We start from the raw sequence: 14,527 nt of genomic DNA, 5'->3' as shown, positions 1-14,527 counted from the left end.
CCTGAGTTCCGGTATGGCGCCAGTGTCCTCCCGCGGTTGGCAACCGGAAGTGAAATGCGCGTGTCCGCCACTTCATCGGCCATCGCACGTTCAGGAAGAAAATCCGCGCCCATCGCGACCAGCCGTCGCGATGGGCGCCGTCTCCCTGCCGGCCTTGCTCTCTTCTAGAACTCTTCCCAACCACCCGCATTGGCGGCCAGCGTCGGCTCGATCCGCGGCGACAGCACCGCGGGCCGGCGCACCGGCGCAACCGATGCCGCCACGGCTGCCAGCGCCGGGCGCACCGCGGCGGCAGCGGTCACCGCCCCCGTGCGGAACACCGAAACCGCCTCGGCCAGCAGGTTGGCCTGCTCCTCCATCGAGCGTGCCGCCGCACTGGCCTCTTCTACAAGCGCCGCATTCTGCTGCGTGGTCTCATCCATCTGCACCACCGCCTGGTTGACCTGTTCGATGCCCGAGCTCTGCTCCTGGGAGGCAGCAGAGATATCGGCCATGATGTCGGTCACGCGCTGCACCGAGGCCACGATCTCGCCCATCGTGGTGCCCGCCTGGCGGACCAGCGCCGAGCCGTCGGCGACCTTGCCGACCGAATCCTCGATCAGCCCCTTGATCTCCTTGGCCGCCCCCGCCGAGCGCTGCGCCAGCGTACGCACTTCGCTGGCCACCACTGCAAAGCCCCTGCCCTGCTCGCCGGCACGCGCAGCTTCGACCGCCGCGTTCAGCGCGAGGATATTGGTCTGGAAGGCGATGCCGTCGATGACGCTGATGATCTCGGCGATTTTCTTCGACGATGCCTCGATGGCCGACATCGTGGTGACCACCTGGCCCACCACTTCACCGCCCTGGGAGGCAACACCATGCGCGCCGATGGCCAATTGGTTGGCCTGCCGTGCATGCTCGGCATTCTGCTTCACGGTGGAGGTCAGTTCCTCCATCGATGCTGCCGTTTCTTCCAGGTTTGCCGCCTGCTGTTCGGTACGCCGCGACAGGTCGGTGTTGCCCGAAGCGATTTCACCTGCGGCCAGATTGATGCTGGAGGCGCTGGACTGGATGCGGCCGACGATCTGCTTGAGCTGGTCGACGGTGGCATTGCAGTCATCACGCATGCGCGCGAACACGCCATGGAAATCACCCTGCATGCGCACGGTCAGGTCGCCGCGCGAGATGGCCTGCAGCAGGGTCGAGACCTGCACCAGGTTCTCGTCGGTGGTCTGCATCAGGCGATTGAGCCCAGCCACCATGTCGCGGAAATCATAGGCGAAGCGATCTTCGTCGCCGCGCAGGCTGAAGTCGCCTGCCGCAGCCGCTGTCGCCAACCGGCGGATCTCGCTGTTGATCGCCGACAGGCTGGACTTGGTTTCGTCCATCGCCTGGGTGACCGCCGCCTTCTCGCCGGGCAGCGGGTCCATGTCCACCGACAGATCGCCGCGTGCGTAGTGTTTCATCACCTCGATCAGCCGGTTCTGTACCTGCACGTGCGATCCAACCAGCGCATTGGTCTCATGCACCATGCGCCCGTAGTCACCGGGGAACGCGCTCTCGTCCATGCGGTAGCTGAGGCTGCCGGCATCGTGCTGGCGGGCCAGCTCCCCCTGTGCCGCCATCACCGACTGCAGCTGTGCCTGCATGCGCTGCATCGACTTCAGCAGCTGGGTCACCTCATCGTTGCCGGTGGCGTCGATGCTGCTGTCCAGGCGGCCACTGGCGATGCCGTCGGCCAGCTTCACCGCTCCTTCCAGCGGGCGGGTCAGGCTGCGGGTGATCGCCCAGGCCGCCAACGTCCCCAGCAACAGGCTCAGTGCCCCGAACGCGATCGACAGCGTGCCGGTCCACGATTCGGTTGCGCGGTACTCTTCGCGGCTGCGTTCGGTCAGTGCTTCCTGGTGGCGCAGCAGGGCCGAAATGGATTCATTCCAGGCCGTTGCCAATCCGTGCTCGGCCAGCAGCTCCTTCGCTGCACCATCGAAATCCCCCGCCTTCATGCGCTCATGCAATTGCTGGGTTGATGCATCGGTGGCCTTGCGGGCCGCCTCGATGCGCGCGACCAGGGTATCGCCGGTAGCGTCACGCGGAATCTTGATGTACTTGGCCCAGATACCGTCATAGGTCCGCGACAACTCCTGGGCACGCTGGTAATCCTTGTCGAACTCGTCACCCCGCTTGATCACCATCAGGCGACGATGCATCAGCACCGCGTTGTTGGTATCAAGCATGTCATTCAACAGGCGCATCTTCACCATGTTGACGTCCACCACTTTCTCGAACTGGGCGGATTTCAGCTGATTCCCATACAGCACCAGGCCGACGATGGCCATGATGAACAGCAGCAGCAGACCGAAGCCGGCGCCAAGCCGGGATCCCACACGGAGATTACGTAAGGCAAGCATCTCAATTCCCTTGATCGTGGCCGTACGTTCGATGGCGGCGCAGCGGAGGAAAACTTTACGGGACTTTATATATGGACCGATCCAAATATATGGAACTGTGCAGGCAGTCAGAAAATGCAGCGGCCAATAATGGCGCCATATCCTTATCGAATACCGCTGACACGCCAGCGCCCGATGAAAATCATGCAGGATTAACACCATAATAACGCCACCCCATCCAGGGCGGCCCGGATTATCTGCGCCGGTTACAACCGTCGCCCCGGAGGGCTACAGTCTGCAGATGACACGGATCCTGCACATCGAAGGCGCGTCCATCAACGACATCGCCAGCCTCTACGTGGAAATCAATCGTGTATTCATGGCCGACGAAGACTGGCAGCTGGGCGCAAGCCTGGACGCGCTTGATGACCTGCTGCACGGGGGCTACGGCGCGCTCGCCGGTCATGCCACCGCCACGGTGGTGTGGCGCGACATCGCCCACAGCCGCGAGGCACTGGGCCGCGAGACGACGCGCGCCTGGCTGCAGTCGAAACTCGATCAGGGCGGCAGGTTCAACGGTCCGGCCATCCACGCTCAGTTGATGGCACTGTCGCTTGGCCAGGGACAGACCTACTTCGAGATCGTCATGGAGATCTTCGGCAGCCATCCGCAGATCACCCTGGTGCCAGGCTGAGCACTCTGCAGCAACCAGCCCCCATCAGCTCAAAGCTTGGCCAGGGCCTCGCCCAGCCGGCGTGGGAACGCCACTTCGCTGGCCAGGTGCCATGCGCGTGCATTGGCGCCCAGCCGGGTCCACTCGGCCTCATCCATCGCCAGCGCACGCTCGACGGCCTGTTCCAGTGCCTTCTCATCCACATGCCAGGTCCTGGACAGATGGCAGGGCTCGCCCTCGTGCGCGGCAACCAGGATGCCGCGGCTGTCGTCGATCATCTGGTTCATCGGCGCGCCATCGCAGGTGATCACCACCGCCCCGCAGCTCATCGCTTCCACCAGGTAATGGCCCCAGCCTTCGGTCTGCGACAGGCACAGGTGGAACGCATGTTCGTTCTGCAGGCGCTGCACCTCCTGGTCGGGCAGGCGCTCGCGGACGATCCGCAGGTTCGCGGCCCCGCCCTCATCTTCGTCCGAAGGGCCGCCGCGCAGGATGGTCAGCAAGGGCCACTCCGGATGGCGCTTCCAGACCTCGACCAGCGTTGCCGTGCCCTTCATGCGACTGGTACCAGCTGCATGCAGGAAGCTGCGCGGTCTGCGCGGCACCGCCGGGTCGTAGCGGTCACGGCTGCAGAAACCGACTTCCAGCGCGCGCATGCCCAGCGCATTGAAGATGCGCGTAGCGTCTTCGGTCTTGGTCAACAACGCATCGAACCGCGGCAGGATCCGCAGGCTGCGTGCGGACACCCATTCCGGATTCGGAATCAACAGATTGACCTCGGCCAGTCCGAAGCTTGCCGGCCGGACATGCTCCAGCGAGATGTTGATGTCGAACCGGGCCGGCGTGCGCCCCAGGCTCAGCCACGAGGCCAGCAGCCTGCGCAGGCGCATCCCGCGGAGCTTCCAGGCCCCCCCATTGCGCACCGCGTCCAGACGGCTGACCGTCACCGTATGCCCGAGCTGCTGCAACGAGCGCTCGATCACCTGGATGTCATGGGACAGGCCACGCTGGTTGTCGGCGGCCAGCAGGTGGATATGCGCCATCAGGAGGGACTCCCTGGCCGGCGCAGGTCGCGCGCAGGCAAGGCGGTCGCCAGCATGAAGCCCAGCACCAGGTAGAAATAGAACGAATGCGGCATCGCCCGGTAGAACACGTTGTCCGTGAACGCCGACAGCGCATAGACGATGACCACGGCAAGTCCGGCGGTGGCGATCATCGCGGTGATGTCGTCGGCGTGGCCGAGGCGCCGCACGAAATGAATGCCGGGCAGGATGAAGACCAGCAGCATGATCAGCAGCAACGGCACGCCACCGGTCACCGCCGCTTCCAGGTACTCGTTGTGCGGGTGGTTGTAGCGGAAGATCGACTCGGACACCTCGCCGCGGGCGATGCCCTCACGTGCATAGGTACCGAACTGGTTCAGGCCCACCCCCGCCACGGGATGCTCGGCGAAGGCGTCGACCGCCACGCCCCACATGGCGATGCGCTCACGGACCGAGCCGACCTCGTTTTCCTGGTTGAAACCGGAGATCTCGCCACTGACCTCACCGAAGCGCTGGATCACCTCATGGTTCAGCACCGAGGTGGCACCGACCACGCCAATGACCAGGGCACCGACGAAGACCAGTGCCCCCCGCCAGCGCCGGGTGCGCCGGACGTGCACCGCAATCACCATCAGCATGGCGGGAATGAACGCCAGGATCGGTCCGCGGCTCTGCGCCAGGATCGAACCGTAGACGCCGACGGCGATGGCCACGCCGTGCAGCCAGCGTTCGGCCGGATGCACATTGGGCTGGATCAACCGGATGACCGAGAACAACGCCATGCACAGCGTCACCATGGTGAACTCGATGGCCGTCCATTCGCCGCCACTGAAACCGTGCGCGCGTTCAAGGCCCATCACGTGGTGCTGCACGATGCACGACCCGCCAAAGACCAGGGTGGACACGGCGAAGATCTTCCAGATCAGGCGCCAGTCCAGCGCAGTGGCGAACACGGCAGCGGTACCCAGGTAGAGCAGTGTCTGCGCCGGCAGATCCAGCTCGTTCCAGCGCAGCCCGTGCCAGAGGATGCTGTAGAAGGCATAGGCCAGGCGCAGGAAGCAGACGATCACGATGAACCGGGCGATGCGGTAGCGCAGGCGGACATCGGGCTGGCGGCGGATCAGAACCACGCCGGTGACCAGCAGGGCCAGCAGCAGCACCGCCTTCAGCAAGGTGTAGGGTGCGGAGCCGGCAAGCGGAACGATGGCGACCAGGATGCTCAGCAGGACGGTACGCCAGGTGTAACGAGGTTCGGCGGCCATGCAGGCTGCAGTCATGCTTGTTCTTTCCATCAACGCCCGCCCGGGGGATAAGTCGCCCCGGTTTCCATGGAGGCCGCTTGGCGGAAATCGCCGGGGCTGACACTACCGTGGGCCCCTGGGGAAATCAACCAAAGTGCCGGCGCAGGGGCGCAGGCGTTGGCACACGGACAGCCCCCGGGCCCAGCGCGGGGGCCGCGGATCATCGACCGCCCCAGGTCGCTACACTAATGTCCTCTCCGGCCATGCCTGCGCATGGCCACGCCCCGACGCCCTGCCCAAGACGCGAAACGCCCCAAGTGACTGATACAAAAGACAACACCAGCAACGCCAAGGCGTCCAAGGAACACACCCCGCTGATGAAGCAGTTCTTCGCGGCCAAGTCCGATTACCCGGACCTGCTGCTGTTCTTCCGCATGGGTGACTTCTACGAACTGTTCTATGACGACGCCCGCAAGGCGGCGCGCCTGCTCGACATCACCCTGACCCAGCGCGGCAGCTCCGGCGGCGCACCGATCCCGATGGCCGGCGTGCCGGTACATGCCTATGAAGGCTACCTGGCACGGCTGGTGGCGCTGGGCGAGTCGGTGGCGATCTGCGAGCAGATCGGCGACCCGGCGCTGGCCAAGGGCCTGGTCGAGCGCAAGGTGGTGCGCATCGTCACCCCCGGCACGGTCACCGACGAGGCGCTGCTGGATGAACGCCGCGACACCCTGCTGATGGCCCTGTCGCGCAGCAAGCAGGGCTACGGCCTGGCCTGGGCCGACCTGGCCGGCGGCCGCTTCCTGGTCAACGAGGTGGAAACCGACGACGCGCTGGAAGCCGAACTGGCGCGGCTGGAGCCGGCCGAGCTGCTGGTGCCCGACGAGGAGAACTGGCCGGAGTTCCTGCGCCAGCGCACCGGCGTGCGTCGCCGCGCGCCGTGGCTGTTCGATGCCGACAGCGGCCGCCGCCAGCTGCTGAATTTCTTCAAGCTGCATGACCTGAGCGGCTTCGGCATCGACGACAAGCCGCGCGCCACCGCTGCGGCCGGTGCCCTGCTTGGCTATGTCGAGGAAACCCAGAAGCAGCGCCTGCCGCACCTGACCTCGATCGCGATGGAAACCGCCGGCGAGGCGATCGCGATGAACGCCGCTACCCGCCGCCATCTGGAACTGGATACGCGTGTTGATGGCGACACCCGCAATACGCTGCTGGGTGTGCTCGACAGCACGGTTACGCCGATGGGGGGGCGCCTGCTGCGGCGCTGGCTGCACCGCCCGCTGCGCCTGCGCGAGGTGCTCGTACAGCGCCACCATGCGGTGGAAACCCTGATCGATCGCGGCAGCGATGCGGACATCCGCGAGCAGTTCCGCCGCCTCGGTGACCTGGAACGCATCCTCACCCGTGTCGCGCTGCGTTCGGCGCGGCCGCGCGATTTCTCCACCCTGCGCGACGGCCTGGGCCTGCTGCCGGCGGTGCGCGAGGTGCTGGCACCACTGGATTCGCCGCGCCTGCAGACGCTGCACGCCGCGCTGGGCGAACACGACGAGTGCGCGCAGCTGCTGGCCAGCGCCATCGCCGAAATGCCGCCGCTGAAACTGAGCGACGGCGGTGTGCTGGCCGATGGCTTCGATGAAGAGCTGGACGAACTGCGCCGCCTGTCCACCCACGCCGACCAGTTCCTGGTCGACCTGGAACAGCGCGAGCGCGAAAGCAGCGGCATTCCCACCCTGAAGGTGGGCTACAACCGCGTGCACGGCTACTACATCGAGATCAGCAAGGGCCAGTCCGACCGCGCGCCGGTGCACTACACCCGCCGCCAGACGCTGACCAATGCCGAGCGCTACATCACCGAAGAACTGAAGGCGTTCGAAGACAAGGTGCTGTCCGCGCGTGACCGCTCGCTGTCGCGCGAGAGGTACCTGTACGAGCAGCTGCTGGACACCCTCGGCGGCCAACTGGAACCGCTGAAGCAATGCGCCGCCGCGCTGAGCGAACTGGACGTACTGGCGGCCTTCGCCGAACGCGCGCAGGCGCTGGACTGGGCGCGCCCGGAGCTGCAGGCCGAGCCGTGCCTGAAGATCGAGCGTGGCCGCCACCCGGTGGTCGAGGCGGTGCGCGAGCAGCCGTTCGAACCCAATGATCTGGATCTGCATCCGGACCGTCGCATGCTGGTCATCACCGGCCCGAACATGGGCGGTAAATCGACCTACATGCGGCAGAACGCGCTGATCGTACTGCTGGCCCACATCGGCAGCTTCGTGCCGGCCAGCCGTGCGCTGATCGGCCCGATCGACCGCATCCTGACCCGCATCGGCGCCGGTGACGACCTCGCCCGCGGGCAGTCGACCTTCATGGTCGAGATGGCCGAGACCAGCTACATCCTGCATCACGCCACCGCCCATTCGCTGGTGCTGATGGACGAGATCGGCCGCGGCACGTCCACCTACGATGGCCTGGCGCTGGCCGACGCGGTGGCCCGCCACCTGGCCTACCAGAACCGCTGCTACACGCTGTTCGCCACCCACTACTTCGAGCTGACCGCGCTGGCCGACGAGCAGCACGAGGGTGGCCGCAGCGGCATCGCCAACGTGCACCTGGATGCCGTCGAGCACGGTGAGGCGCTGGTGTTCATGCACGCGGTAAAGGATGGCCCGGCGAACCGCAGCTTCGGCCTGCAGGTGGCGGCACTGGCCGGCCTGCCGCGCGCCACCGTGGCACAGGCACGGCGTCGCCTGGCCGAGCTGGAACAGCGCGGTGGTGAAAGCCATGCCGCCGAGTTGGCGCCGCAGGCGTTGGATGCGCCGCAGCAGTTCGGCCTGTTCGCAGCACCGTCGAGCAAGGCGCAGGACGCGCTGGCGGCGATCGACCCGGACGAACTGACGCCGAAGCAGGCGCTGGAAGCCCTGTACCGGTTGAAGGCACTGCTGTAGCCGCAGCGCACGCCCATGGCCTCCCGCTCGCCTTGCGGGAGGCCTGTTGAAAGACTGTGCAAATCCGATTCTGCGTTTCAATTGACAGAATCTATCAACCTGAATGGATCATTCGATTATTCATTTCATCTGGCCATAGCTAAAGTCGAGTGAAGATGTTTCTCCCACGTCTTCACCGCCACCAGGAGCCAGCCGATGAGCCAGTCCGACAACAACAACGCCAAGTGCCCGTATCACACCGCCCCGTCGCCGGAGCAGGGCGCCGAGCAGCAGCGCGAGCTGAGCACCACGCCCAAGCAGAAGCACGGCGATGATCCGGTCACGCCGATGACCACGGCCTTCGGCGCACCGGTGGTGGACAACCAGAACAGCAAGACCGCCGGCCCGCGTGGCCCGCTGCTGATGGAAGACGTGTGGCTGCTGGAAAAGCTGGCCAACCTCAACCGCGAGATCATTCCCGAGCGCCGCATGCACGCCAAGGGCTCGGGCGCGTTCGGTACCTTCACCGTCACCCACGACATCAGCAAGTACACCCGCGCCAAGCTGTTCGAGAAGGTCGGCAAGCAGACCGAGATGTTCGCCCGCTTCACCACGGTGGCCGGCGAGCGTGGCGCCGCCGACGCCGAACGTGACATCCGCGGCTTCGCGCTGAAGTTCTACACCGAAGAAGGCAACTGGGACCTGGTCGGCAACAACACCCCGGTGTTCTTCCTGCGCGACCCGCGCAAGTTCGCCGACCTCAACAAGGCCGTGAAGCGCGACCCGCACACCAACCTGCGCAGCGCGCGCAACAACTGGGACTTCTGGACGCTGCTGCCCGAAGCCCTGCTGCAGGTGACCGTGGTGATGAGCGACCGCGGCATTCCGCGCAGCTTCCGCCACATGCACGGTTTCGGCTCGCACACCTACAGCTTCACCAACGCCGACAGCGAACGCTTCTGGGTGAAGTTCCACTTCGTCAGCCAGCAGGGCATCGAATCGCTGACCGACGCGCAAGCGCAGATCCTGGTCGGCCATGACCGCGAAAGCCACGGCCGCGACCTGTTCGCCGCGATCGAGAAGGGCGACTTCCCGAAGTGGAAGCTGTTCATCCAGGTCATGCCGGAGCTGGACGCGGAAACCTACCGCGTGCATCCGTTCGACCTGACCAAGGTGTGGCCGAAGAGCGACTACCCGCTGATCGAAGTGGGCCAGTTCGAACTGAACCGCAACCCGGTCAACTGGTACCAGGACGTGGAGCAGTCGGCGTTCGCACCGAGCAACCTGGTGCCGGGCATCGGCCCGTCGCCGGACAAGATGCTGCAGGCGCGCCTGTTCGCCTATTCCGATGCGCAGCGCTACCGCCTGGGCGTGAACCATCACCAGATTCCGGTGAACGCAGCGCGCTGCCCGGTGCACAGCAACCACCGCGACGGTGCGATGCGCGTGGACGGCAACTACGGCGGTCTGCCGCACTACGAACCGAACAGCTACGGCCAGTGGCAGGAACAGCCGCAGTACCGCGAACCGCCGATGAAGATCCGCGGCGACGCCGACTTCTGGAATTTCCGTGAGGACGACGCCGACTACTTCAGCCAGCCCGGTGCGCTGTTCCGCAGCTACAACCAGGCACAGAAGGACCGCCTGTTCGCCAACACCGCCCGCGCCCTGGGCGATGCGCCGGACTTCATCAAGCAGCGCCACATCGACAACTGCAGCAAGGCCGACCCGGCCTACGGTGCCGGTGTTGCCGCGGCGCTGAAGGCGCTGGCCAGCCAGCCGTCGGATCCGTTCAAGCCGGCGCAGCCGGAAGCGGACTTCCCCACCGCCACCCCGGGCGCTGAAGACATCGAGCTCTGATCGCCCTTCCCCGTGAACGGCACGCCGCCTCCCCGTGAGGCGGCGTCGCCGTTTTAACGGTCCGCGTCGTACCTTCTGCACGCCCAACCCCAATCAAGGATTCCGCAGATGAGCCTGACCGATGAACTTCTCGCCAAATTGCAGGGCGCCCCGCTGCAGCAGGTGTCGCAGCAGCTCGGCATCAGCGATACCCAGGCTTCCGGCGCGATCAGTGCCGCGCTGCCGGTGCTGATGGGCGCGCTGGGCAACAACGCCTCGCAGCCGCAGGGCGCGCAGGCCCTGCTCGGCGCCTTGCAGAACAACCACAGCGGCCTGGACCTGGGCAGCGTGCTCGGCTCGGTACTGGGTGGTGGTGGCGGTGGTGCCGCCAGCGACGGTGCCGGCATCCTCGGCCACATCTTCGGCGGCAGCCAGCAGAAGGTGGAGACCGGCCTGGCCCAGGCCACCCAGCTCGACAGCGGCCGCACCAGCCAGCTGCTGCAGATTCTTGCCCCGATCGTGATGGCCTTCCTCGCCCAGCGTCTCGGCGGCGGCCAGGCCGATGCCGGCTCGCTCAGCCAGGCCCTGGGCCAGGAAAAGCAGCAGGTGCAGCAACAGGGCGGTCTTGCCGGTGGCCTGCTCGGCAGCCTGCTGGACCAGGATGGTGATGGTCAGCTGGGCGTGGGCGATCTGCTCAAGCTGGGCGGCAATCTGCTCGGCGGCAAGCGCTGAGGGAAAGCCTGGCCGGACATGGGCCGGCGCTACCGGCATCGCCATGGGTAGCTCCGGGCCATGCCCGGCGGCTTACCGGTTGCCCGCCTTCAAACGCTGCAGGATCGGTGCGAACAGGGGCGCCTGCATCGAACGCGGCGGCTCGACATGGCCGCCCTTTTCCTGCGCCTGCCAGTACGACCACGGCAGCGGCTTGTCGCCCAGTTCGTAGTCCATGCCGTCCCAGCCATCCTCGCGGAAGGCGTAGAAGGCCCAGTGCACCTTGTCCTGCTCCAGCACCTGCAGCACATCCTGCAGGTAGCGGCTGCAGTCCGGCCACCGCCGCATGCAGCCGAATTCGGCCACCACCATGCGGTTGGCACCGACGCCATGCGAGGCGGCCCACGTCATCGGCTGCTGCAGGTAACGGCGTACACGCGCCGCATCCCAATGCTCGCTGCCTGCACCGAACGGCACCTGCGCCGGATAGCGCCAGGGTTTGGCACGCGTCTGGTTCGGTGCACTGGTTGCTGCATACGGCTCGTACATGTGCACGCTGTACAGCAGCTTCGAATCCGCCAGCGGTGCCGGCCAGTAGTTGAAACCGTCGGCGGCGGCATACCAGCCCGCATCCAGCATCAGCGGCATCGCGGTGTCGACCTCGCGGATGCTGGCGATCAGTTCCGAGTAGAAGCGGCGCAGATCGCGTGGGCCGTCCTGCACACCGGCATACCACCGCTGCATCGCCTCAGTGGACGCATGCTCGGCCAGGCCTGCACCGTACTCGGGCACCGGCTCATTGATGAGGTTGTAGGCGGCCAAGGCAGGATGACCCTTCAGCGCCGTGGCCAGGTCATGCCAGAAGCGACGGGCCGGCACATGGTTGTCGAAGGACTGCCACAGGCGCTGGTCGACCACATCGCCGTTGTGCTGCTTCCAGCGCAGCAACGGCAGCGACAGCGGCGTCAGCACCACTTTCAGTCCGGCCGCATCGGCGTCATCCAGCACCCGCCGCAGCGTGGCCAGGTCGGCCGGAACCAGTCCGCGATAGTCATCGGCGTTGCCGATCAGGAAGTCACGACCGCCCTGCCCCTTCCACTTGTCCGGCACCAGCCGCACCCAGGTCGCACCGGTCGCACGCAGCGCCTCGAAGTATTTCCGGTCCGGAGGCGACATGTTCATGCTGTTGCCACCGCGTTGCGGAACGTCCCAGAAGGTGATGTCGGCAGCGTGCAGTGGCGCAGCAGCAAGCAGGGACAGGCATAACAGCAGACGACGCATGGGCAGGCCTTCGATAGGTGAAAAACCAGCCTGCCCAGCGCAATCCGAACGTACCGTGACCGGCGCCTTGTTTCGCACCGCGATAGGAACAATCCGTTGGAATCAGGATTTCGCTAGAGCGCGTCGATGTCACCCAAGGCCCGGATCAAACGCCGCGCGCGCTTGTCCGGCTTGTGTTCCGGCGGCTGGAAACCATCGCGTGCCGCGATGCGCAGTGCACGCTGTTCGGCACGGCGCGCCTTCGAAGCCTCGCTCTCGGCGTACAGCTGCTGTGCCGTTGGCGCCGGCCCGCGCTGGTCGCTCAGGCCCAGCACCTGGATCTCGAAATGCTCCTCGCCGCGGTCGACCTGCAGCTGCTCACCCACGCGCACCGCGCGCGAGGACTTCGGGCGCTGCCCGGCCACGCTGACCTTGCCGGTCTCGATGGCCTGCTTGGCCAGGCTGCGGGTCTTGAAGAAACGGGCCGCCCACAACCAGATGTCCAGGCGGACACTGGGCGACAACGGGGAAAGCTCAGGCATCGGTGCGGACTACTCCGGTGGCTTGTTCAGAGGACGCGGATGGTCGGGGTCGGTGCGGCAGCCGCTGCCCCCAATCAACGTGGGTACACCAGCGGACAGGTCCTGGCGCTGGCTGCCGACCAGGCACTCGGGTCGGTCGGTCGGCCGCACCTGGGTATCGCCCAGCCGGTCACCTGTCGAACATGCGGCCAGTGCGGTGCCGATCAAGGCCATCGCCAGGCTCCATTTCACCTGCAGTCGTTGATGCATTGCCACATCCTGCAAACCGGCTTGGTGCTAGTGTGCGCCTCCCGGGAATCGATCACCACTCCATGGCCAAAGCGCCGCTTGACCTGACCTCCGGCCCGATCGGCCGCAACCTTCTGCTGTTCTCCCTGCCGATCCTGGCGGGCAACATCGCGCAGTCGCTGAACGGTTCGGTGAATGCGGTCTGGGTGGGGCGCTTCCTCGGCGAGGCGGCATTGACCGCCACCGCGAACGCCAACAACATCATGTTCTTCCTGATCGGCTCGGTGTTCGGCTTCGGCATGGCCTCGACCATCCTGATCGGCCAGGCGATCGGTGCGCGCGACATCGCGCAGGCACGGCGCGTGGTCGGTACCAGCGCCACCTTCTTCATCGGCCTGTCGGTGATCATCGCCATCGCCGGCTGGTTCATGGCCCATCCGCTGCTGGCGGCGATGGGCACGCCGGCCGCCTCGCTGCCGCTGGCCGAGGCCTACCTGCAGATCATCTTCCTGGCGATGCCGACGCTGTACGCGTTCGCCTTCCTCACCGCCGCGCTGCGCGGTGCCGGTGATTCACGCACGCCGTTCCGTTTCCTGATGGTGTCGGTGGCGCTGGACATCGTGCTGAACCCGGTGCTGATCTTCGGCATGGGGCCGTTCCCGGCGCTGGGCATTGCCGGTTCGGCCTGGGCCACGCTGGTCGCGCAGACGCTGTCGCTGGCCGGCCTGCTGCTGTACATGCGGCACAAGCGCCACACCCTGTGGCTGGGCCGCGCCGACATGCGCCTGTTCAAGCTCGACCTGACCATCCTCAAGGCGCTGGTCATCAAGGGCGTGCCGATGGGCCTGCAGATGGTGCTGATCTCGCTGTCGGTGATCCTGCTGATGACCATGGTCAACCAGTACGGCACCGACACCGGCGCCGGTTACGGCGCTGCCCTGCAGCTGTGGAACTACCTGCAGATGCCGGCCATGGCGATCGGTGCGGCGTGCTCGTCGATGGCCGCGCAGAACGTCGGTGCGCAGCGCTGGGATCGCGTGCGTGGCACTGCGCGCCAGGGCGTGCTGTTCAACTTCCTGTTGACCGGCGCGCTGATCCTGCCGCTGGTGGTGTTCGATCGCCAGCTGCTGGCACTGTTCCTGCCACCGGCCAGCCAGGCGCTGGACATCGCCCGCCATCTCAACCACGTGGTGATCGGCTCGTTCCTGTTCTTCGGCGTCAGCTTCGTGATCTCCGGCGTGGTTCGCTCCACCGGCGCAGTGATTCCGCCGCTGCTGATCCTGGCCGGTTCGCTGTGGGGCGTACGCGTGCCGTTCGCCGAACTGCTGCAGCCGTACTGGGGCGCCGATGCGATCTGGTGGAGCTTCCCGGTCAGCTCGCTGGTGTCGATGCTGCTGTCGCTGGCCTATTACCGCTGGGGCGGCTGGCGCAAGGCGAAGATGATGGGCAAGCCCTCGCACGCCGAGGAACTGGCCACGCCGTCGGAGATTCCGGCCTGCCCGCCGTCGCCGGTGGCCGACCCGGATGCCGCGCCACTGCGGTAGTGCCGGCCGCTGGCCGGCAACCTCAAACCCCTCCGGGGGCATCGCAAAACAGCCGGCCCGCGGCCGGCTCTACCGCTTCCTCTTCGCCGCCGGTCATTACCACGGTAGTGCCGGCCGCTGGCCGGCAATTTCAAACCTCTGCGGAAGCATCGTGCAACAGCCGGCCAG

11 protein-coding genes are annotated in these 14,527 nt (G+C 66.2%); 5 read left to right on the top strand and 6 right to left on the bottom strand.

What is annotated here, in order from left to right; all coding sequences use genetic code 11:
• Positions 1 to 164: 164 nt before the first annotated feature.
• Complete coding sequence (locus tag ABE423_RS07330; protein WP_346485602.1) at positions 165 to 2,387, bottom strand: methyl-accepting chemotaxis protein; 2,223 nt, start codon at positions 2,385 to 2,387, stop codon at positions 165 to 167.
• A gap of 280 nt (positions 2,388 to 2,667) precedes the next feature.
• Here ABE423_RS07330 and ABE423_RS07325 point away from each other — a divergent pair, with 280 nt between their 5' ends.
• Entirely contained in the window at positions 2,668 to 3,060 is a 393-nt protein-coding gene (locus ABE423_RS07325; RefSeq protein WP_049424493.1) for a barstar family protein, read from the top strand.
• Positions 3,061 to 3,089: 29 nt separating this feature from the next.
• On the opposite strand, the gene ABE423_RS07320 is transcribed toward ABE423_RS07325, so the two are convergent.
• Both ABE423_RS07320 and ABE423_RS07315 read right to left on the bottom strand, forming a co-directional pair.
• Positions 3,090 to 4,082, bottom strand: a complete 993-nt coding sequence (locus ABE423_RS07320; protein ID WP_121503891.1) for a glycosyltransferase — start codon at positions 4,080 to 4,082, stop codon at positions 3,090 to 3,092.
• Entirely contained in the window at positions 4,082 to 5,359 is a 1,278-nt protein-coding gene (locus ABE423_RS07315; protein WP_121503892.1) for an O-antigen ligase family protein, read from the bottom strand. Before ABE423_RS07315 ends, ABE423_RS07320 begins: the two co-directional genes overlap by 1 nt.
• Before the next feature lie 341 nt (positions 5,360 to 5,700).
• On the opposite strand from ABE423_RS07315, the gene mutS reads away from it, so the two are divergent.
• The 3 genes from mutS (at position 5,701) to ABE423_RS07300 (ending at position 10,806) form a co-directional block, all read left to right on the top strand.
• Positions 5,701 to 8,256 (top strand): DNA mismatch repair protein MutS, encoded by a 2,556-nt coding sequence (mutS, locus tag ABE423_RS07310; protein ID WP_032127546.1) that lies wholly within the window; start codon positions 5,701 to 5,703, stop codon positions 8,254 to 8,256.
• Between the two features lie 327 nt (positions 8,257 to 8,583).
• Positions 8,584 to 10,095, top strand: coding sequence for a catalase (locus ABE423_RS07305; RefSeq protein WP_182474429.1), 1,512 nt, complete (start codon positions 8,584 to 8,586; stop codon positions 10,093 to 10,095).
• Positions 10,096 to 10,203: 108 nt separating this feature from the next.
• Positions 10,204 to 10,806 carry a DUF937 domain-containing protein gene (locus tag ABE423_RS07300; protein ID WP_049424483.1) on the top strand — a complete coding sequence of 201 codons (603 nt, stop codon included), beginning with the start codon at positions 10,204 to 10,206 and terminating at the stop codon, positions 10,804 to 10,806.
• A gap of 72 nt (positions 10,807 to 10,878) precedes the next feature.
• Here the strand turns inward: ABE423_RS07300 and ABE423_RS07295 are convergent, their stop codons facing one another.
• From ABE423_RS07295 to ABE423_RS07285, 3 genes are all read right to left on the bottom strand, one after another.
• Positions 10,879 to 12,066, bottom strand: a complete 1,188-nt coding sequence (locus ABE423_RS07295; protein ID WP_032127549.1) for a cellulase family glycosylhydrolase — start codon at positions 12,064 to 12,066, stop codon at positions 10,879 to 10,881.
• A 113-nt stretch (positions 12,067 to 12,179) separates the two neighbouring features.
• Positions 12,180 to 12,587 carry an RNA-binding S4 domain-containing protein gene (locus ABE423_RS07290; protein ID WP_004149153.1) on the bottom strand — a complete coding sequence of 136 codons (408 nt, stop codon included), beginning with the start codon at positions 12,585 to 12,587 and terminating at the stop codon, positions 12,180 to 12,182.
• A gap of 9 nt (positions 12,588 to 12,596) precedes the next feature.
• Positions 12,597 to 12,836, bottom strand: a complete 240-nt coding sequence (locus ABE423_RS07285) for a hypothetical protein (protein WP_032127550.1) — start codon at positions 12,834 to 12,836, stop codon at positions 12,597 to 12,599.
• A gap of 62 nt (positions 12,837 to 12,898) precedes the next feature.
• Here ABE423_RS07285 and ABE423_RS07280 point away from each other — a divergent pair, with 62 nt between their 5' ends.
• A complete protein-coding gene (locus ABE423_RS07280) occupies positions 12,899 to 14,359 on the top strand; it encodes an MATE family efflux transporter (RefSeq protein ID WP_049399635.1) in 1,461 nt (486 codons plus the stop codon).
• The last annotated feature ends 168 nt before the right edge of the window (positions 14,360 to 14,527 follow it).

Origin of the sequence: Stenotrophomonas sp. TWI1409, from assembly GCF_039673015.1 — a bacterium.
Lineage (GTDB): Bacteria > Pseudomonadota > Gammaproteobacteria > Xanthomonadales > Xanthomonadaceae > Stenotrophomonas > Stenotrophomonas maltophilia_A.
The sequence above is the reverse complement of the archived record's forward strand: the minus strand, read 5'-3'. Positions and strand labels throughout refer to the sequence as shown.